This is a genomic window from Fulvivirga ligni, assembly GCF_021389935.1.
GTDB lineage: Bacteria > Bacteroidota > Bacteroidia > Cytophagales > Cyclobacteriaceae > Fulvivirga > Fulvivirga ligni.
Map to the genome: position 1 here is coordinate 1,560,867 of NZ_CP089979.1, position 19,176 is coordinate 1,580,042.

The 19,176-nt window shown below is 38.2% G+C and carries 20 protein-coding genes; all 20 read left to right on the plus strand.

The genetic code is table 11. The annotated features are described in order from the left end of the window. Nucleotides 1–3: 3 nt before the first annotated feature. The 20 genes from LVD16_RS06925 (at nt 4) to rpsC (ending at nt 19,126) form a co-directional block, all read left to right on the plus strand. Complete coding sequence (locus LVD16_RS06925) at nt 4–258, plus strand: phosphopantetheine-binding protein (protein WP_233773194.1); 255 nt, start codon at nt 4–6, stop codon at nt 256–258. 6 nt (nt 259–264) lie between these two features. Beyond that, a complete protein-coding gene (locus LVD16_RS06930; RefSeq protein WP_233773195.1) occupies nt 265–1,458 on the plus strand; it encodes a beta-ketoacyl-[acyl-carrier-protein] synthase family protein in 1,194 nt (397 codons plus the stop codon). Beyond that, nucleotides 1,455–2,459, plus strand: coding sequence for a beta-ketoacyl synthase chain length factor (locus LVD16_RS06935; protein ID WP_233773196.1), 1,005 nt, complete (start codon nt 1,455–1,457; stop codon nt 2,457–2,459). The genes LVD16_RS06930 and LVD16_RS06935 overlap by 4 nt, the downstream gene beginning before the upstream one ends. Beyond that, nucleotides 2,446–3,210: a polysaccharide deacetylase family protein gene (locus tag LVD16_RS06940; protein ID WP_233773197.1), complete on the plus strand. Its 765-nt coding sequence runs from the start codon at nt 2,446–2,448 to the stop codon at nt 3,208–3,210. The genes LVD16_RS06935 and LVD16_RS06940 overlap by 14 nt, the downstream gene beginning before the upstream one ends. 2 nt (nt 3,211–3,212) lie before the next feature. Beyond that, nucleotides 3,213–3,845 (plus strand): flexirubin biosynthesis/transport protein LolA2, encoded by a 633-nt coding sequence (gene lolA2 / locus LVD16_RS06945; RefSeq protein WP_233773198.1) that lies wholly within the window; start codon nt 3,213–3,215, stop codon nt 3,843–3,845. Then, nucleotides 3,826–4,419 carry a flexirubin biosynthesis protein LolB2 gene (gene lolB2 / locus LVD16_RS06950; protein WP_502795806.1) on the plus strand — a complete coding sequence of 198 codons (594 nt, stop codon included), beginning with the start codon at nt 3,826–3,828 and terminating at the stop codon, nt 4,417–4,419. Before lolA2 ends, lolB2 begins: the two co-directional genes overlap by 20 nt. A gap of 1 nt (nt 4,420) precedes the next feature. Then, nucleotides 4,421–4,789: an ApeI family dehydratase gene (locus tag LVD16_RS06955; protein ID WP_233773200.1), complete on the plus strand. Its 369-nt coding sequence runs from the start codon at nt 4,421–4,423 to the stop codon at nt 4,787–4,789. Nucleotides 4,790–4,798: 9 nt separating this feature from the next. Continuing rightward, nucleotides 4,799–6,001 carry a DUF2062 domain-containing protein gene (locus LVD16_RS06960; protein ID WP_233773201.1) on the plus strand — a complete coding sequence of 401 codons (1,203 nt, stop codon included), beginning with the start codon at nt 4,799–4,801 and terminating at the stop codon, nt 5,999–6,001. Nucleotides 6,002–6,051: 50 nt separating this feature from the next. Further along, nucleotides 6,052–9,903, plus strand: coding sequence for a 1-acyl-sn-glycerol-3-phosphate acyltransferase (locus LVD16_RS06965; RefSeq protein WP_233773202.1), 3,852 nt, complete (start codon nt 6,052–6,054; stop codon nt 9,901–9,903). Nucleotides 9,904–9,906: 3 nt separating this feature from the next. Next, complete coding sequence (locus LVD16_RS06970; protein WP_233773203.1) at nt 9,907–11,427, plus strand: phytoene desaturase family protein; 1,521 nt, start codon at nt 9,907–9,909, stop codon at nt 11,425–11,427. A gap of 6 nt (nt 11,428–11,433) precedes the next feature. Further along, nucleotides 11,434–12,114: a YdcF family protein gene (locus LVD16_RS06975; RefSeq protein ID WP_233773204.1), complete on the plus strand. Its 681-nt coding sequence runs from the start codon at nt 11,434–11,436 to the stop codon at nt 12,112–12,114. A gap of 22 nt (nt 12,115–12,136) precedes the next feature. Continuing rightward, nucleotides 12,137–13,813 (plus strand): C45 family autoproteolytic acyltransferase/hydrolase, encoded by a 1,677-nt coding sequence (locus tag LVD16_RS06980; protein ID WP_233773205.1) that lies wholly within the window; start codon nt 12,137–12,139, stop codon nt 13,811–13,813. 16 nt (nt 13,814–13,829) lie between these two features. Then, nucleotides 13,830–15,116: a flexirubin biosynthesis putative acyl-CoA ligase FlxY gene (flxY, locus tag LVD16_RS06985; RefSeq protein ID WP_233773206.1), complete on the plus strand. Its 1,287-nt coding sequence runs from the start codon at nt 13,830–13,832 to the stop codon at nt 15,114–15,116. Nucleotides 15,117–15,290: 174 nt separating this feature from the next. Further along, on the plus strand, nt 15,291–15,923 hold the full coding sequence (gene rplC, locus LVD16_RS06990; protein ID WP_233773207.1) for a 50S ribosomal protein L3: 633 nt from the start codon (nt 15,291–15,293) through the stop codon (nt 15,921–15,923). After that, nucleotides 15,923–16,552, plus strand: coding sequence for a 50S ribosomal protein L4 (gene rplD, locus LVD16_RS06995; RefSeq protein ID WP_233773208.1), 630 nt, complete (start codon nt 15,923–15,925; stop codon nt 16,550–16,552). The genes rplC and rplD overlap by 1 nt, the downstream gene beginning before the upstream one ends. Nucleotides 16,553–16,554: 2 nt before the next feature. Next, on the plus strand, nt 16,555–16,842 hold the full coding sequence (gene rplW, locus LVD16_RS07000) for a 50S ribosomal protein L23 (protein ID WP_233773209.1): 288 nt from the start codon (nt 16,555–16,557) through the stop codon (nt 16,840–16,842). A gap of 13 nt (nt 16,843–16,855) precedes the next feature. Beyond that, nucleotides 16,856–17,689, plus strand: a complete 834-nt coding sequence (rplB, locus tag LVD16_RS07005) for a 50S ribosomal protein L2 (RefSeq protein ID WP_233773210.1) — start codon at nt 16,856–16,858, stop codon at nt 17,687–17,689. Further along, nucleotides 17,689–17,967 (plus strand): 30S ribosomal protein S19, encoded by a 279-nt coding sequence (gene rpsS / locus LVD16_RS07010; protein ID WP_202244617.1) that lies wholly within the window; start codon nt 17,689–17,691, stop codon nt 17,965–17,967. Before rplB ends, rpsS begins: the two co-directional genes overlap by 1 nt. A 2-nt stretch (nt 17,968–17,969) precedes the next feature. Then, the gene (gene rplV, locus LVD16_RS07015) at nt 17,970–18,392 is read left to right on the plus strand and encodes a 50S ribosomal protein L22 (RefSeq protein WP_233773211.1); all 423 of its coding nucleotides are present in this window, start codon (nt 17,970–17,972) and stop codon (nt 18,390–18,392) included. Next, nucleotides 18,392–19,126 carry a 30S ribosomal protein S3 gene (gene rpsC, locus LVD16_RS07020; protein ID WP_233773212.1) on the plus strand — a complete coding sequence of 245 codons (735 nt, stop codon included), beginning with the start codon at nt 18,392–18,394 and terminating at the stop codon, nt 19,124–19,126. The genes rplV and rpsC overlap by 1 nt, the downstream gene beginning before the upstream one ends. Nucleotides 19,127–19,176 lie beyond the last annotated feature (50 nt).

The window sequence follows — 19,176 nt, forward strand, 5'->3', positions numbered from 1 at the left end:
TTCATGGAAGAACTGAAGGAGAACTTGAAAACAGCCATTATAGAGGCTCTTAACTTAGAGGATGTAAGTGTTGATGAAATTGATAACGATGCACCTCTTTTTGGAGATGGTCTGGGATTAGATTCTATAGATGCGCTGGAACTAATTGTTTTACTGGAGAAAGAGTATGGAGTAAAGGTTGAAAACCCTGAAGAAGGGAAAGATATTTTTCAATCTATTAACACTATTGCTGCTTACATCGAGAAAAATAAAAACTAAAAACAGATGGCTAAGGTGTACATTACCGGTTTTGGTATTGTTTCTTCATTAGGAATAGGTGTAGAAAAAAACCTGCAATCACTTAAGGAATTCAAGAGTGGTGTAAGCACACCCACCTACCTGAAAACTCAGCACAAAGAGTTACCAGTGGGTGAATTGAAGTTTTCTAATGAAATGCTCAGGGAAAAACTGGGCATTACCGACCCATATATTTCTAGAACTACATTACTGGCTTTACTTGCTGCCACTGAAGCACAACAGATGGCAGGTCTTACAGAGGCCAATCTGGCTGATGCTGCATTAATTAGTGGTACCAGCGTAGGTGGTATGGATATTTCTGAGCTAGCCTATGGTGCTGTACTAAACAATGAGGAGCTTGATTATAGATCTTCATTTCAGAACCACGATTGTGGAGCAAGTACTGAGATGGTGGCTGGTCATTTAAAAATTAAAGGCCATACTGAAACCATAAGCACCGCCTGTTCTTCTTCTGCCAATAGCATTATGAATGCCGGTAGATTGATAAAAGCAGGAATGGCAGATTTTGTAATTGCTGGAGGGACTGATGCCCTTTCTGTTTTTACACTTAATGGCTTTGGAGCCTTAAAAATATTAGATCCTAATCATTGTAAACCGTTCGACTCTACTCGCCAGGGCTTAAATCTTGGTGAAGGAGCAGCTTATCTAGTGCTGGAATCTGAAGCATCAGTGAAGGCACGTGGAGCAAAGGCTTATGGTGAATTAATAGGTTATGGCAACGCTAATGATGCTTATCATCAAACTGCTTCTTCGCCAGATGGTACAGGAGCCTTTATGGCTATGCAGAAGGCGCTGAATGTGGCGGGTAAAACTGCCGCTGACATTGATTATATAAATGCTCATGGTACAGGAACTCAGAATAATGATCTTTCTGAAAGCAAGGCTATAAAGCAAATTTTCAATGAAGATGTGCCCGTTTATAGCTCTACCAAGGCATACACCGGTCATACACTAGGAGCAGCCGGAGCGATAGAGGCTGTGTTTTCTATCCTATCCATTCAAGAGCAGAAGGTATTCCCTAATCTAAATGTGAAGCAACCAATGGACGTGCTTCCTGAGCCTGTTACCGAAATGCAGCCAGTAAAAATTCAGAATGTATTGTCCAATTCTTTCGGATTTGGAGGAAACTGTACATCACTAATATTCTCAGCGGCATCATGAAAGTTTATATAAAGTCTACCTCAGCTATTACACCACAGTTTACTTTTGATCAAAGTAGTTATCTCAAGGAGTGGTTAACTCAGGAAGGACCGTTTCTTTCTGCCCATGAACCTGATTATAAGGCACTTATTAATCCTCGATTATTGCGTAGGATGAGCCGTATTATTAAAATGGGAGTGGCCACCAGTCTCCAGGCGCTAAAAGATGCTAACGTGGAAAACCCGGGAGCCATCATTGTGGGCACTGGTCTGGGGTGTATTCAAGACACCGAAAAGTTTTTGGTAGATATACTTGAGTCTAAAGAAGGTATACTTTCTCCTACAGCTTTCATCCAGTCTACTCATAATACGGTGGCAGGTCAAATCGCTTTGCTTTTAAAATGTACTGAAGATAATTTCACCTACGTTAACCGTGGCCATTCATTTGAGAATTCTCTGCAGGATGCTGTACTAAGAGTAAAAGAAGGAGTTGATAATGTACTAGTGGGCGGTGCTGATGAAATGACTAATGAGATAGCCGCAATCATTGGTGAGATAAAATGCAATCCTTCAAACTTATGGGGCGAAGGTGCAAGCTTCTTTGTTCTGTCTAAAGATCCGGGAGAAAATCAAATAGTGTTGAATGGAATTTCTACAGCTAATAATTTAGAGGCTACAGAAATAACAGGGGCAGCAGATAAGTTTTTGAATAAATTGGGAATGTCAGCTGCTGATATAGATGCAGTAGTAATTGGTGGTGAAGGCAGTGATCCATATTATTCTAGTATTTCAAATCATTTCACTGACCAGGCCATATATAACTTTAAGGCGGTTACAGGTGAAAATTTCACAGCATCTTCTTTTGGGTTAAACCTTGGAGTAAATCTACTTCAGAATCCTGAAATTGATAGTGCCATCAAAATTAAAGAGGGCAAGAAAAACAATTTTAAAACGGTGCTTATGTACAATCACTACCGAGGTGTAAATCACACCTTTGCTTTAGTTAGTCATGAGTCCCTTTAAAATAGTTAGAGGCATTTTCTTAAGTGTGCTGATCATTTTGGTGGTCTGTACATTTTTTTTTGTGCACATACCCTGGTGGATCTTTCTTGTAATTAGCTCTTTATTTATTGCTTTGATAGGAATAGGTTCCGCCGTAATGAGGTATGAATTCTTTCTAAAGAGCTATAATCACCCCGAAAATCCTGATCATAAAATAGCCCTGACTTTTGATGATGGGCCTACCGAATATACCCCTGAAATTGTAGCACTGTTGGAGAACTATGATGCTAAAGGATCTTTTTTCGTAATAGGCAAACGAGTTGAAGAAATGCCTGACCAGGTAAAACGAATGTCTGAAAAGGGTCACCTCATAGGCAATCATTCTTATTCCCATCATTTTTTCTTTTCCATGTTCACAAAAGGCATGGTCTTGAAAGAGTTGATAAAAACTAATGAACTTATTAAATCTATTACCGGTAAGGTAAATGTCTTATTTAGACCACCTTATGGTGTAACAAATCCATCAATAGCTGCCGCTGTGATAAAGATGAAAATGCCAGTGATTGGGTGGAATATAAGGTCTTTTGATACAGCTACTAAGAATCCTGAACAAGTGGTTGAGAAAGTTATTTCCAGACTAGTGCCCGGCTCAGTGGTACTACTTCATGATAGCCTGCCTCAGACTTTAGGTATTTTGGAAGCAATTTTGCTATATGCAAAAGAGCACGATTATAAGTGCGTAACAGTAGATGAAATATTTAATATTAAATAATTATGTATAAGCTATTTGCAAGCCTTTTTATAATCACATTTTCTTCATGGTTTAGTCAGGGAGATGATTTTGTGCAGATGAAAGATGTGCCCGGTTTTAGGAGAGGTCTTAATAAAATGGCTACGAAAACCACTACTATTCAGGCTACATTTAAGCAAGAGAAATATTTAAGCATACTCTCAAATGCCGTTACCTCATCTGGTAAAATGTATTTTAAAAAGCCAGGATTACTCAAATGGTCTTACACCAAGCCTTATAATTATGGCATAGTGCTAAATGGAAAGCAGATTAAAATTAACGATGAAGGTAAGGTTAACTCTTTCGAAATAAGCAACAGTAAGATATTTAAGGAGCTTAATGATCTCATTATTAACAGTGTGCAAGGAGATGTTCTTCAAGAAGATCGCTTTAATATTGTTTTTAAAGAGAATAAGAATTTATACCTTGCGCAATTAACGCCTATTGACAAAAATATTAAAGATTATATTAAGCATATTGATGTTTACTTTGATAGAAAAGATTACAGTGTTCATAAACTTCAGCTCTTTGAATCTGAAGGGGACTACACTCTGATCACTTTCGAAGATAAGCAGTTTAATACCGCTATTTCGGATGATGAATTCTCTTTCCAGTAGATTTTTTTGGGTACTAATATTTTTTATTTGTTGTTTCTGTAAGGTTTCAGGCCAAGATCTAGTTACACCTCGTTCTTTCCTAAACTCAGGACAGGCTCAAGTGTATAATTCTGTATTCCAGTATAAAGACCATAGTTTTAGTGGCTTAATGGTTTTGAAGAAGCAAGGTGCAAACTATCGTGTAGTTTTGCTTTCAAAACTAGGTCCTACTATTATGGACTTTCTATTAACGGAAAATGGTCTGGTTTACAATATGGCTCCAGAGGTAATGAAGAAAAAGATTGTGAAGAAACTGATGGAGCAAGATTTTGATTTGCTGGTTCTTCGCAAATTAGATGAGCAACAAAAAGTAAGAAAGAAAGCTAACGGCTTCAAAATCAAAGGGAAGGAAGCAATTAAGGCGCGAGTAGATGGGCAAAAAAGGATAATACTAGCTAAGACTAATAGCTGGTTTTCCATTTTTAAGACAAAGGCTGTTTTCTATTATACTGATGATGACGCCATTCCTGATGAAATATGTCTCTCTCACAGGTTTGTGAAGATGCGTGTTCAGATGAATTTGTTAAAGCAATAATATGTTAAAAGATAACTTATATACTATTGGCTCGGTGAGTGATGATAATGGCCAATATGAAACTAAAATAAGCATAGATAAATCTAATGATATCTTCAATGGTCATTTTCCAGGCCAGTCTGTATTACCGGGTGTTTGCCTTTTGGAAATGTTGAAAGATATCCTAAAAGAGGTGCACGGTCAGAAGTATAAACTAGTAAATGGTGCTTCTATTAAGTACATGAAAATGGTAGATCCTAACCATAGTCCTACTTTACTGTTTAAGTTAAGTGAGAAGGGTGATGATGATCAACTTCAGGTGAGTGCAACTTCATTTTTAGAAGATGGTGAGCCTAACTTTAAGTTTAAAGGTCAATTTACTAAAGCTTAAAACTGGTCCATGGACTATAAATCTACTTTTAAAGCGTATAAGTGCTGCATTATTATGCCTACCTATAATAATGATCAAACATTAGAGCAGGTAGTTAGCAGTGTGCTCGCTTATACAGATGATTTGATAGTAGTAAATGATGGAGCCACTGATAACACGGCGCAAATTTTAGCATCTTTTGAAGATCAGATTCAGCTCATTACTCATGAGCAAAATCAAGGTAAAGGCATGGCCCTCAGAAATGCCTTCAAATATGCCTGTGATAAAGGGTATGACCACGCCATAACTATTGATAGCGATGGCCAGCATTTCGCTGAAGACTTTTCCTTTTTTATAGAAGAATTAAAAACTAATCCTGATGCTTTGGTCATTGGTGCCAGGAATATGACTCAGGAAAACGTACCTGGCAAAAGTAGCTTTGGTAACAAGTTTTCTAACTTTTGGTATTATCTAGACACGGGCATTAAGATGTCAGATACTCAATCTGGCTTTAGGCTTTACCCAATAAGGAAAATGCAGGGCATTAAGTATCTCACCAAAAAGTTTGAGTTTGAGGTGGAGGTAATTGTCAAAGCAGCCTGGAAGGGAATTCCTGTAAAGAACGTGCCTATTAAGGTGCATTACGAGCCAGGGAAGGGGCGGGTTACTCACTTCAGGCCATTCAAAGATTTTACAAGAATCAGTATTCTGAATACCTGGTTCTTCATTCTGGCGCTGTTCTATTATATTCCTAAGCGCTCTATGAAGCACTTCACCAGAGAGAATATTAGAAGGTTCTTCAAAGAGCAGCTTTTTAATAAGGAAGAGCCAGTGAAAACTAAAGTCCTTTCGGTAGGTTTTGGTGTGTTTATGGGGATATTTCCCGTGTGGGGTTATCAGATGATTATTGGCTTGGCGGTTTCTCATTATTATAAACTCAATAAAGCATTGTTTTTAGTGGCTGCCAATATCAGTTTTCCGCCGTTCATTCCATTGATCATCTTTGGAAGTTATAAAGTGGGAGCCTTATTCATGACCAATCCTCGTAATGATCTTTTATTCAACTCGGGTATTACCATGGACTCTATAAAGGGCAATTTATCGCAATATTTCTTGGGTGCGGTTATTCTTTCCATTATTATGGGAGTTTTGGCGGGTACCTTAACATGGCTATATTTTTTGATAAAGAGACCTCAAAATGATGAAACCCGAAAATCAGTATCATCTCAGTAAATTTTTAATTGTAAAATCAATCTAACCACCTTTATTGATCTTGAAATTTCATGTCTACTTTATTCTATAGAGTATTTAACATCGTTAAGAGCAATAAAATAGTTGCTATCATTTTGTTGATTCTCCTGTTGGCCGGAGCGGCTTACACTTCTCTTAATATAAGGCTGGAAGAAAATATTGTCAACATCATGCCTAAGGATGAAAAGGTGACTGAGGTGAACAAGGTATTCGAAGGCATAAAAATCAATAATAGGATAGTATTTCATCTATATTCTGATGATAGTACAGAAGCCATTCCAGACTCTTTGGTGAAGGTAGCCACGGCCTTTGCAGACTCATTGCAAAATGGTTATCCAGAATACTACAAAGAAATTATACTCACCGTTCCTGATGAGCAGATGCAGCAGATGTATGATTATTATTACAATAATCTACCCTTCTACCTAACGTCTGATGATTATAAAAATCTTGATGAAAGAGTAAAAAAGGGCTCAGTAGATAACTCCGTAAAAAGAGTGTACAAGCAGTTGCTATCACCCATGGGTGTAGCTACTAAAATGCTTTTGAAGGATCCTCTGGGTTTGGCAGGGATGCCACTGCAGCGCATGAGAGAAAATCAGCTGGATAGTAATTTTGATCTTTATCAGAACTTCATTGTCACCAAGAACCTGAAGCATTTGGTGTTTTTTGTGGTACTGAGTAATCCACCCAACGAAACATCAAACAATGGAATTTTTGTAGAGGGGATCAATGACCTTCAACAGCAGTTTGAAAAGAACTACCCGCAGGTTACAGTAGATTATTTTGGCCCCGCTGCTGTGGCAGTGGCCAATGCCAGTAGGATTAAAAATGATGTTTACCTCACTGTGACGGTGGCCATGGTAGCATTATTTCTGTTCATTTCTCTATTTTATAGAAATATAGGTACGTTCTTCATTGTCGTTACACCTGGTGTTTTTGGTGGGCTAATGGCGATAGCTTTCTTAAGCATAGTAAGACCTAGCGTCTCTATTATATCTCTTGCAGTGGGCTCTGTACTCTTGGGCATAACTATAGATTATGCTCTTCATTTCTTTACGCACTATAAGAAAGAGAAAGACCTTCAGAAGCTGTTTGCTGACATTACCGTGCCTATGATAATGAGCAGCCTTACCACCTCTTTTGCATTCTTTTCGCTAATATTTATTCGTTCATCAGCACTTCAAGACCTTGGTATTTTTGCAGGAGTAAGTGTGCTGGCATCAGTGTTTTATACACTGGTGGTATTGCCTCATTTGGTTACGCTTTTTTCAATGAAAGAAAAGAGTGCTCCTAAGAAAATGAACATTGTGGAGCGAGTGGTAAATGCAATTGCTACTTATCCATTCTACAAGAAAAAATGGGCGATTATCTTGTTTGTGCTACTCTCAGCTATAAGCCTTTTTACCTTTAAGAAAGTGTCATTCGAGAGCAATATGCTTTCGCTGAATTATATGCCAGCAAACCTGGAACGAAGTCAAAATGGAATTAATGCCATTTCTAATTTCACAGCCAATAACATATATGTAGCGTTTCATGGAGATAACCTTGATGAGGTACTTTCCAAAAATGAAAAGTTAAACGTATTGCTCGAAAATCTGGAGAAGGATAGTGTAATTTATACTTACTATTCTCTCAATCAGGTAGTTCCATCACCAGAGGTAAGACAGGAAAGACTGGCTGAGTGGAACCAATTCTGGTCGAATCATTCTACCGATAGCTTGATGATGAATGTAAATGAATCAGCCGTAGTATTAGGCTTTAAGGAGGGTACATTTGCTGCTTTGGACAAAATGCTGAACGGGGAGCACAAGGACATATCCTCAGAAGACATTCACACCGTGCTTTCAGCCTTTGGAGACGAGCTAATCATTAACGAAAAAGGTAATGCAGTTTCTGTGCTTACATCTATCGCTTTAGATGTAAATGATAAGCCACAGGTGCTTAGTCAATTGGAAGAAATACCGGGCATTATTATTCTTGATAAAAGCTACATTACAAACAAACTGGTAGATCTCCTTCAACAGGATTTTGGCAAGCTGGTAAATCTCTCTTTGGGGCTGGTTTTTCTGCTCATCCTGTTAAGTTACGGAAGAATAGAGCTTGCATTGATTACTTTCATCCCGATTATGCTCAGTTGGCTCTGGGTGCTTGGGCTCATGGGCTGGTTAGGACTTACTTTTAATATAGTCAACATCATTATTTGCACCTTCATTTTTGGGCTTGGGGTAGACTATAGTATATTCGTAATGAGGGGATTAACTCAGAAATATGCTTCTGGAGAAGATAATCTGATTTCATATAAAAAGTCGATTATTCTATCAGTAGTAACCACATTATTGGGTATTGGCGTGCTAGCCATAGCTGAGCATCCGGCTTTGAAATCTATTGCATTCCTGGCTATAATCGGCATTATGTCAGTGGTGCTCATCACTTTTACCGTGGAGCACTTGCTTTATAACTTATTCATTCAAAAAAGAAAGGATAGAGGCCTGATTCCTTTTACGTTCTCATCTTTCATTTTCACTGCATTTGCTTTTACCTGCTTCCTATTTGGCTGTCTTATATTGTTCTTAGGAAATATAGTATTTAGAATTCCTTTTGCTTCCCAAGAATGGAGAAAGAGGACCTTCCATAAGGTGATCATGGCGTTTTCTTACTTCGTCATTTATGTAATGGCCAATGTGAAAAAGGAAGTTAGAAATAAAGAGAATATTGATTTTAGCAAGCCTTCAGTGCTTATTGCCAATCATCACTCTTTCATAGATATACTGCTGCTACTCATGTTTAACCCTAAGGTGGTAATGGTCACTAATGATTGGGTTTATAACTCACCTCTTTTCGGGAAAGCAGTGCAGTATGCAGACTTTATTCCGGCCACTCAAGGTATGGAAGGCCAATTAGATAAGATAAAAGAGCTGGTGAAAAAAGGCTATTCCATCGCGATATTCCCTGAAGGAACCAGGAGTACCTCGGCTGATCTGGGAAGATTCCATAAAGGAGCTTTTTTCTTAGCTGAAGAGTTGGGCTTGGATATCCAGCCTGTGCTACTACACGGCACCAGCATGACCATGCAACGGAGTGACTATTACCTGAAAAATAGCCGTATTACCGTGAAGTTTTTGCCAAGAATTAAACAGGATGACTTGGCATTTGGAGAAGGTTATAGAGAGAGATCAAAAGCGATTACTAAATATTTTAAATCTGAGTACCAGAAACTTAGAGATGAAATAGAAACGGTAGATTTTTATAAAGAGACCATTCATAAGAATTATGTTTTCAAAGGCCCTATTCTGGAATGGTATATCAAAATAAAATATAGGCTGGAAGGTGCTTACAGCCTATTTGATGAACTGGTGCCGAAATCAGGACAAATTGTGGATGTTGGTTGTGGCTATGGTTTAATGACTTATTCGCTGGGTTTCACACATAAAGAGCGAAAGTTTTTAGGTGTAGATTATGATGAGCAAAAAATCATAGTGGCTAATAATTGTCCAGTTAAACCAGATAACATTAATTTTGAACCTGGAGATGTGCTAACCTATGATTTTAAGCCTGCAGATGTGTTTATCATAAGTGATGTTCTTCATTACCTGACCCCGTCAGAGCAGGAAGTGTTGCTTAATAGAATATACAGTCAACTGAATGATGGTGGGAAAATTATTATTCGGGATGGTGATAGCAATAAAACCGATAGGCATAAAGGCACCGTGCTTACAGAAATTTTTTCCACAGGCATAGGGTTTAATAAAACGAGGAATGCCTTGAGCTATATATCCTCAGATATGATAACTTCTTTTGCAGAGCAGCACAATCTCGAACTGGAAGTAATTGATAAGTCAAAAAGAACGTCTAATACAGTATTTGTATTAACACAAAAGTAATAAATGGAGAAATTCGATATCATAATCATCGGTAGTGGACTAGGTGGTCTGGAATGTGGTACTATATTAAGTGACGAGGGATATAAAGTTCTTGTAATTGAGAAGAATAAGCAGATTGGTGGTAATCTCCAGATTTTTTCCAGAAACAAAAGGATCTTCGATACAGGTATACATTACATTGGTGGGTTAGACAAGGGCCAAAACCTTTATCGCTATTTCAAATACTTAGGCATCATGGATGACCTAAAGCTGAAGAGGATGGATGAAGATGGGTTTGATATTGTAACTTTTGAAGGTGATGATGCCGAATATAAATACGCACAGGGCTATGATAATTTCATAGAAACTATGGCGGGTTATTTCCCTGAGGAGCGTGATGGCATAGTAAAATACTGTGATAAGATAAGAGAGGTTTGCAAGCACTTTCCTATGTACAGTGTGGAGCCCATGAGAACGCACCCTGGTACTGCTCCTTATCTCGATGTTAATGCAAAGGAATTTATTGATTCTTGCACCACTAATGAAAAGCTCCAAAGAGTATTAGCCGGCACTAATGTGCTCTATGCAGGTGAGGGTGACAAAACGCCGTTATATGTTCATGCTTTGGTAGTGAATTCATACATTGAAAGTTCCTGGAAATGTATTGATGGCGGGTCTCAAATAGCACGCTTATTAGCTCGAAACATCAGAAATAATGGTGGTAAAATTATCACTCGAGCAAAGGCAGTAGATTTTGGATTCAAGGACGATAATATTGAGTATGTAGAGCTAGAAGATGGAAGGAGATTTTATGGAGATAAATTTATTTCCAATATCCATCCTACCCTTACTTTAGATATGATAGAGGAAGGAAGAATTAGAAAAGCCTATAGAAAAAGATTAGAGAGCCTTGAAAATTCTGTGTCCGTATTTATTGTGTTCATCGTACCTAAAAAGGGCACAATCAAGAATTTCAACTATAACTATTACCACTATATCGATCATGATGTTTGGAGTGGTGCCGAATATAAGGATATCTGGCCAGCGGGTTATGCCTTGTTTTCAGGGGTGTCTAGCAAAGATGATGAATATGCGGACAGCCTTATCCTCATGTCATACATGAGGTTTGAAGAAACCGAGCAGTGGGCAGATACTTACAACGTAGTGTCTCAAGAGTCTTACCGTGGAGATTCTTACGAGGAGTTTAAGAAGGAGAAAGCGGAAAAACTTATCGATGAGCTTGAAAAGAAAATGCCCGGACTCAGGGAAAATATGGAAGCATATTATACCTCAACACCGCTAACCAATAGAGATTACATCGGCACAAAAGATGGAGCACTTTATGGGATCAAGAAAGATTACACTAATCCTATGAAATCTTTCATATCTCCTAAAACCAAGGTGCCTAATTTATTGTTAACAGGTCAGAATTTAAATATGCACGGCGTTTTAGGTGTAACTATCGGTGCCATCACTACCTGTTCTGAAATCTTAGGACATCAGGAGCTGATGAAAAAGATCGCTGATCGCACTGCCACAGAATAAAGATTAATGATCCGAAAATTCTTCAAAAACAAATTTGTTAGAATCATTTTATGGCTGCACGTTGTGGCTCTCGTGGTAATTGTTGGCCTTTTCTTTTATCTCAAACATACCACCAAGGTAGATTATGAGAAGGGTATGGCCAATGGTCCGTATGATGTAATTATAGTTCCGGGCTACCCTTATGAAGGACAATGGCATGATATAATGAAAACCAGAATCTACTGGGCAGCATACCTTTATGAGAAAGGGATAACCAAAAACATCATTTTCTCAGGCTCGGCAGTCTATTCTCCCTATGTGGAAAGCGTGATCATGAAGCAATATGCCATGAAGCTTGGCGTGCCTGAAGATGCAATATTCACCGAAACTCAAGCAGAACACAGCACTGAAAATCTATTCTACTCCTATCAGATAGCAGAAGAAAATGGTTTGAAAAAGGTATGTCTTGCGACTGACCCGGTGCAATCTTTCTTTCTAAAGAACTATGCCGAGGATAATGATTACGAAATAAACTATCTCCCAATAAAATATTTTACCTTGGAAAATTTAAATATGAAAGACTTTGAAATTAACGATAAAGTGGCTTTCATTGAGGATTTCGAAGCTTTACCAGATCGTGAGAGCTTCTGGAAAAGGATGCAGGGAACTTTAGGTAAAAATATTGACTATAATGATGTAGAAGAGTAATCTAATAGTCAGGTAGAGAAGAATGAGAAAAAAAATATTAATTGGCCTCCTAAGCTTTATAATTCTTGTAGTAGGTCTTTGTACAGTTTATTATTTCATGGTAAAGGCTACACCACCAGTTAATCAGGAGGACCTACCAGCCATTACCGTTACTAAATCTGGAGAAAATTCTTTTGTAGGCTCAGATGGAAGCTGGCTCAAGAAGAATGATCAGCAAGTATGGGAGATGTATGTACATGGCGGTCCCTTGGAGAGAGGTGTGGCATTTGGAGAGCTATGTATCCCTTTGCAAAAAGATAAAGAAGAGGCATTTATTGCTGAGATCCGAAACAAGGTGCCGTCAGATTCTTATCTGAATTTCCTTAAATACTTAATAGGCTGGTTCAATAGAGACCTGGATAAATATGTTCCCGAAGAATACTTGAAGGAGATATATGCTTCTTCCAGGTATATGCCAGATGAATATGACTACATCGCTCCTAAATATCAAAGAGCATTAAGCTATCATGCAGCTCATGACATTGGTCATGCATTGCAAAACATGAACTTGGTGGGCTGTACATCATTTGCCGTTCGTGGCGATAAGTCGGAAAATTCTAAATTACTCCTGGGACGAAACTTTGACTTTTATTTCGGAGAGGACTTTGCCCAGGATAGAATGGTAGCCTTCTATAATCCTGATCAAGGATATAAATTCATGTCTATCACTTGGGCCTGTTTTAGTGGCGTGGTATCTGGAATGAATGAGAAAGGCCTATCAATAACCTTAAATTCAGACAAGTCAGCTATTCCTTCCAAAGGAACTACACCTGTGTCATTAATGGCCAGACAAATGCTGCAGTATGCCAGCAATATAGAAGAGGCCTACGAGATTGCTAAATCCTATGATACCTTCGTAGCAGAATCATTTCTTATCGGTTCGAAAGAAGATGGAAGAGCTGCATTAATAGAAAAGACTCCAGAGAAGACAGCTTTATACCAGGAAGATGACATGGACCTGGTAGTGACCAATCACTACCAAAGTGATGAGCTGAAGAATGATGAGCTGAATCAGGAATATCTATCAGAAGGGGTTTCAGACTATAGATATGAAAGAGTACAGGAGCTTCTGGACTCGTTGTCTCCCATGAATGTTGAAAAAACTGCCTATCTGCTCAGAGATAAAAGAGGTTTAGGAGGTAAGGATATCGGTTTAGCAAATGAAAAAGCAATTAATCAATTATTAGCTCATCATTCGGTTATTTTTTCTCCTGAAGAATTGAAAGTTTGGGTTTCAGCTCCACCGTATCAACTGGGTAAGTATTTGGCTTACGATCTTAATGAAATTTTCAGTGAAGAAGATGGCGGACATGTCACTTTCAGTTATATCGATTCATTAAGCCTTGACAAGGACCCTTTCTATTTCACAGAGGATTATAAGAAATTTAGAGATTTCGTCGCCACAAAAGCAGAAATTCAAAAAACACTTGCTCGAGGAGAAGGTGACGCTATCTCTGAGGCAGAACAACAAAAGTTCATTGCTAGTAACCCTAATGGCTATCTCACTTATTACTACCTGGGAGATTATAATAAAAGTCTGGAGTTGTGGAGTAAAGCCAAAAAATATTATAATATTGCCCTTCAATTAGAAATTGCACGAAAAAGTGAACGTGATCACATTCTTGAAGGATTGAAGGAATGTGAGGAACATTTAAATTAATAGTTAGTCTTAGTAGATGCTTATTCCTTCTTTAGAAACTTCAGATGATAGTAATATTGAAAACTATCAATTAGAAGAGTTGAAAAAATTGTTGGCCTACGTGAATGAAAGGTCTACTTTTTATCAAAAGCATTTCAAAGATGCTGGCATCACTATCAATGACATTCAGTCATTATCAGATCTTGGCAAACTTCCCATTACGCAAAAAAGTGACCTACAGACTCATCAGAGAGAATTCTGGTGTGTAGGCGCTGATCAGATCTCAGATTACTGTAGCACATCAGGTACAGAAGGAAAGCCTGTCATAGTTCCACTTTCAGCTAATGATGTGGATCGTTTAGCTTATAATGAAGCTATATCTTTGAGTTGTGCTGGTGGTGGCGAAAATGAAATCTACCAACTTACTACTACTATTGACAGGCAGTTTATGGCTGGCTATGCCTATGCTTTGGGAGCAAAGAAAATAGGAGCTGGTATGTTAAGAGTAGGTCCTGGTTTGCCGGAGTTACAGTGGCGAATGATTCAGGAAGTCAATCCCACCGCATTGATCATCGTGCCATCTTTTTTAAATAAACTTATAGAATATGCCTCAAAGCAAGGCATTGATTATAAGAACAGTAGTGTTAAAAAGGCAATTTGCATCGGTGAGCCAGTTCGCAATGCTGATTTTCAATTAAACGCAATTGGTCAAAGGATTACTTCTAATTGGGATATTGAACTGTACTCTACCTATGCCTCTACAGAAATGGGCACGGCGTTTACAGAATGTGCAGCCGGTAAAGGAGGACATTTACATCCGGAATTGTTGATTGCTGAAATTTTAGATGAGAATAATTCACCAGTAGCCCCGGGAGAAATCGGCGAACTTACTATCACCACTTTAGGCATTGAAGCCATGCCTTTAATTAGGTTTAAAACAGGTGACCTATGCTACTTTGATTACTCTAAATGTGAATGTGGACGTAATACACCAAGATTAAGTCCCATATTAGGCCGTAAATATCAATTGATTAAATATAAGGGTACCACGTGTTACCCTCCTGCCATATTTGACCTCTTAGATTCGGAAGAAAATATTACTCATTACCAGGTAGTGGTAGATGCTGACGAGTTTTCTAATGACACCTTGAAAGTTTTATATAGCTGTAATAATGATGTTGATTCCGCGGAATTGTCCAAAAAATTCAAGTCAAAGTTAAGGGTAACACCAGAGTTGTCCAGAATTTCAGAGGATGAACTTTTCCCCCGAGTTTACCCCAAGTCAAGTAGGAAGCCAATCAAATTTTTAGATCAGAGGAAATAATTAATTTTCTTTGTACTTTTGAGGCGCACTTCAGGAAATAATCGAAAGCCTACCGATTATTGAAAAAATATAATAACTAGTATTTGCTTACTCGAATTAAGTTACTATCTTTGCAGTCCTTTTGCGGAAAAACCGTGAGAGCTATAGCTAAAGTACGCTTATAAAGATTTTAAAATGTCTGGTATTATAGGAAAGAAAATCGGGATGACTAGCATTTACAGTGCCACTGGGAAAAATATCCCATGCACGGTGATAGAGGCTGGTCCTTGTGTAGTAACACAAGTAAAAAATGATGAGACAGACGGATACACGGCTGTTCAGTTGGGCTATGGAGAGCGTAAGGAGAAAAACACACCTAAAGCTTTACTAGGTCACTTTAAAAAAGCTGGAACTACTCCTAAGAAAGAAGTAGTTGAGTTTAGAGATTTTAGAGTTGAGTTTGAAGGTGGTGTGCAGTTAGGTCAGGAAATTTTTGTTGGCGATGTATTCGTTGAAGGAGATTTCGTTGATGCTATCGGTACCTCTAAAGGTAAAGGTTTCCAAGGTGTTGTTAAAAGACACGGTTTCGGTGGTGTTGGTCAAAGAACTCACGGTCAGCATAACAGAGAAAGAGCACCTGGTTCAATAGGTGGCGCGTCTTTCCCAGCTAGAGTATTCAAAGGTATGAGAATGGCTGGTAGAGCAGGTGGTGACAGAGTAAAAGTTATCAACCTTCAGGTAGTAAGAGTTATACCTGAAAAGAATTTGATTTTAGTAAGTGGTTCTGTACCAGGAGCAAATAATTCAACTGTAATTCTCGAGAAGTAATGGACATTTCAGTAGTAAAATATAGTGGTGAGGATACCGGCAGAAAGATCAGTCTTTCTGAAGAGGTTTTCGGTATCGAGCCTAACGATCATGCGATATACCTTGATGTTAAGCAATTCTTAGCTAACCAAAGACAAGGTACGCACAAGTCGAAAGAGAGAGGTGAGATTAGTGGATCTACCAGAAAAATAAAGAGACAAAAGGGTACTGGTACAGCGAGAGCTGGTAGTATCAAGTCACCTGTTTTCAGAGGTGGAGGTAGAGTATTCGGTCCTAGGCCAAGAAACTATTCTTTCAAGCTTAACAAAAAGATGAAAGAATTGGCTCGTAAGTCTGCTTTGACTTATAAGGCTAAGGATAACAATATCGCTATCGTGGAAGATTTATCATTCGATGCTCCAAGAACTAAGGAGTATATCAAAATGTTAAATGCACTTTCACTAGGTGATAAAAAGACATTATTGGTGCTTCCAGAGGGTAACAAAAACGTTGTGTTATCAGGAAGAAACGTTCAAAACACAAAAGTAATTACAGCTGATAGCTTAAACACTTTTGATGTGTTACACGCTGATAATCTAATATTGAGTGAGAGCTCTCTTGAGAAGATTGATAACTTATTGAAGAAATAAAAATGAGTGTTTTAATAAAGCCATTAGTTACAGAAAAAGTTTCTGCTTTAAACGAAAAAGGCAAGTATGGTTTCGTAGTAGACCGCAAAGCCAATAAAGTGGACATAAAAAAGGCTGTAGAAAAATTGTATGGAGTTACTGTAGAAGAGGTAAATACAATGAACTATCTAGGTAAGAAAAAATCTAGATATACCAAATCTAAAGTAATTAGTGGAAGAACTCCTTCTTTTAAAAAGGCTATCGTAACAGTAGCGGATGGTGAAGTAATCGATTTTTACAGCGAAATTTAATCATTAGAGAAAGATGGCAATTAAGAAATTAAGACCGATTACTCCAGGACAGAGATATAGAACTGCTCCAGCTTTCACTGAGGTAACTAAATCTACTCCTGAGAAATCTTTGGTCTCTACTAAAAAGAGAAGCGGCGGTAGAAACAACACCGGTAAAATGACCATGAGATACATTGGTGGTGGTCATAAGAAGAAAAACCGTATTGTTGACTTCAAAAGAAATAAATTTGATATTCCTGCTACCGTAAAGGCAATTGAGTATGATCCAACAAGATCAGCTCGTTTGGCATTATTGTATTATGCAGATGGAGCTAAAGCTTATATCATCGCTCCTGAGGGATTAACTGTTGGTACAGTGATCACATCAGGCGAAAGTGTTGCTCCTGAAGTTGGTAATGCTCTTCCATTATCTAAAATACCTTTAGGTACTATCATTCACAACATTGAACTTAAGCCTGGTAAAGGTGGAGCAATGGCTAGAAGTGCAGGTTCTTATGCACAGTTAGCAGCTCGTGAAGGTAAATACGCCACGTTGAAATTACCTTCTGGCGAAACTAGAAGAGTGTTGGTTACTTGTTTAGCTACTATCGGTTCAGTTTCAAACTCTGATCACATGAACGTGAGATTAGGTAAAGCTGGTAGAAACAGATGGTTAGGTAAAAGACCTAGAACAAGAGGTGTAGCTATGAACCCGGTTGATCACCCAATGGGTGGTGGTGAAGGAAAATCTTCTGGAGGTCACCCTAGATCAAGAACAGGTTTATTGGCAAAAGGTAAGAAAACCAGAACGCCAAAGAAATATTCAAACAATCTTATAATTAGTAGAGGTAAGAAGAAGAAAAAATAATGGCTAGATCACTTAAAAAAGGACCATATATAGATTTCAGGCTCGACAAAAAAGTCGATGCTATGAACGATTCAGGAAAAAAATCTGTGATCAAGACCTGGTCAAGAAGGTCAATGATCTCGCCAGATTTTGTAGGACATACTTTTGCTGTACATAATGGTAATAAGTTTATTCCTGTTTATGTAACTGAAAATATGGTAGGACACAAGCTTGGTGAGTTTGCTCCGACTAGAAATTTCAGAGGTCACGTTGGTAAAAAAGACAAAGGTAAAAGATAATTATGGAGGCAGTAGCTAAATTAAAGAACGTACCTACCTCACCTCGAAAAATGAGATTAGTAGCTGATCTAATCAGAGGAGAGAGAGTTAGCAAGGCACTAAATATTTTAAAGTTTGAGCCTAAGCAAGGTGCTGCCAGGCTTGAAAAGTTATTACTTTCAGCCATTTCAAACTGGCAGCAAGGTAATGAGGATGTTGACCTAGAAGATGCTGATTTATACGTAAAAAGTATCCAGGTTGATAGCGGTAAAATTTTGAAGCGTTTAAGACCTGCTCCTCAGGGAAGAGCGCACAGAATAAGAAAGAGATCTAATCACGTAACTTTAGTCTTAGATAGTCTATCTCCTATTCAGGAAAAGGTTGAAAAACCTGCAAAGAATGAGACCAAGAAGACTAAGAAAAAAGACAATAAAGAAGATAAATAATGGGACAAAAAGTTAACCCTGTAGCTTTCAGACTTGGTATTGTTAAAGGTTGGGATTCCAGCTGGTATGGTGGCAAGGACTTTTCTGATAAATTAGTAGAAGATCACAACATCAGAAACTATATAGCAGCTCGTATACCAAAAGGCGGTATTTCTAAAGTAGTAATAGAAAGAACACTTAAAAGAATCACTTTAACAGTACACACGGCTCGTCCAGGTGTTGTTATCGGTAAAGGTGGTGCTGAGGTAGATAAGATTAAAGAAGAGTTAAAGAAATTGACAGGTAAGGATGTTCAAATTAACATCTTCGAAGTTAAGAGACCTGAACTAGATGCTAAACTAGTAGGTGAATCTATCGCTCAGCAATTACAAGCACGTATTTCTTACAGAAGAGCTATGAAGCAAGCTATTGCTTCTGCCATGAGAGTAGGTGCTCAGGGAATCAAAATCAAAGTTTCTGGTCGTTTAGGTGGCGCAGAGATGGCACGTACTGAGCAGTACAAAGATGGTCGTATTCCATTGCACACATTAAGAGCAGATATCGATTACGCTATCAGCGAAGCAAGCACTGTTTACGGTAAGATCGGTATCAAAGTATGGATCTTCAAAGGTGAGGTTTACGGTAAAAGAGATCTTTCTCCTAACGTAGGATTAGGTAATTCAGGATCTGGAAACTCTGGCAGAGGTGGCAGAAAAAGAGGTGGAGACGGTCCTAAGAGAAGAAGAAATAAATAGTTTTAATTGGAAGATGTGCGTGCGAAAGCACGGTCTAAATTCATAAAATA

What these genes read in the sequence shown, in the direction of transcription:
- LVD16_RS06925 (WP_233773194.1), top strand. Translation starts at nt 4, where the DNA reads ATGGAAGAACTGAAGGAGAACTTGAAAACAGCCATTATAGAGGCTCTT.
- LVD16_RS06930 (WP_233773195.1), top strand. Translation starts at nt 265, where the DNA reads ATGGCTAAGGTGTACATTACCGGTTTTGGTATTGTTTCTTCATTAGGA.
- LVD16_RS06935 (WP_233773196.1), top strand. Translation starts at nt 1,455, where the DNA reads ATGAAAGTTTATATAAAGTCTACCTCAGCTATTACACCACAGTTTACT.
- LVD16_RS06940 (WP_233773197.1), top strand. Translation starts at nt 2,446, where the DNA reads ATGAGTCCCTTTAAAATAGTTAGAGGCATTTTCTTAAGTGTGCTGATC.
- lolA2 (WP_233773198.1), top strand. Translation starts at nt 3,213, where the DNA reads ATGTATAAGCTATTTGCAAGCCTTTTTATAATCACATTTTCTTCATGG.
- lolB2 (WP_502795806.1), top strand. Translation starts at nt 3,826, where the DNA reads ATGAATTCTCTTTCCAGTAGATTTTTTTGGGTACTAATATTTTTTATT.
- LVD16_RS06955 (WP_233773200.1), top strand. Translation starts at nt 4,421, where the DNA reads ATGTTAAAAGATAACTTATATACTATTGGCTCGGTGAGTGATGATAAT.
- LVD16_RS06960 (WP_233773201.1), top strand. Translation starts at nt 4,799, where the DNA reads ATGGACTATAAATCTACTTTTAAAGCGTATAAGTGCTGCATTATTATG.
- LVD16_RS06965 (WP_233773202.1), top strand. Translation starts at nt 6,052, where the DNA reads ATGTCTACTTTATTCTATAGAGTATTTAACATCGTTAAGAGCAATAAA.
- LVD16_RS06970 (WP_233773203.1), top strand. Translation starts at nt 9,907, where the DNA reads ATGGAGAAATTCGATATCATAATCATCGGTAGTGGACTAGGTGGTCTG.
- LVD16_RS06975 (WP_233773204.1), top strand. Translation starts at nt 11,434, where the DNA reads ATGATCCGAAAATTCTTCAAAAACAAATTTGTTAGAATCATTTTATGG.
- LVD16_RS06980 (WP_233773205.1), top strand. Translation starts at nt 12,137, where the DNA reads ATGAGAAAAAAAATATTAATTGGCCTCCTAAGCTTTATAATTCTTGTA.
- flxY (WP_233773206.1), top strand. Translation starts at nt 13,830, where the DNA reads ATGCTTATTCCTTCTTTAGAAACTTCAGATGATAGTAATATTGAAAAC.
- rplC (WP_233773207.1), top strand. Translation starts at nt 15,291, where the DNA reads ATGTCTGGTATTATAGGAAAGAAAATCGGGATGACTAGCATTTACAGT.
- rplD (WP_233773208.1), top strand. Translation starts at nt 15,923, where the DNA reads ATGGACATTTCAGTAGTAAAATATAGTGGTGAGGATACCGGCAGAAAG.
- rplW (WP_233773209.1), top strand. Translation starts at nt 16,555, where the DNA reads ATGAGTGTTTTAATAAAGCCATTAGTTACAGAAAAAGTTTCTGCTTTA.
- rplB (WP_233773210.1), top strand. Translation starts at nt 16,856, where the DNA reads ATGGCAATTAAGAAATTAAGACCGATTACTCCAGGACAGAGATATAGA.
- rpsS (WP_202244617.1), top strand. Translation starts at nt 17,689, where the DNA reads ATGGCTAGATCACTTAAAAAAGGACCATATATAGATTTCAGGCTCGAC.
- rplV (WP_233773211.1), top strand. Translation starts at nt 17,970, where the DNA reads ATGGAGGCAGTAGCTAAATTAAAGAACGTACCTACCTCACCTCGAAAA.
- rpsC (WP_233773212.1), top strand. Translation starts at nt 18,392, where the DNA reads ATGGGACAAAAAGTTAACCCTGTAGCTTTCAGACTTGGTATTGTTAAA.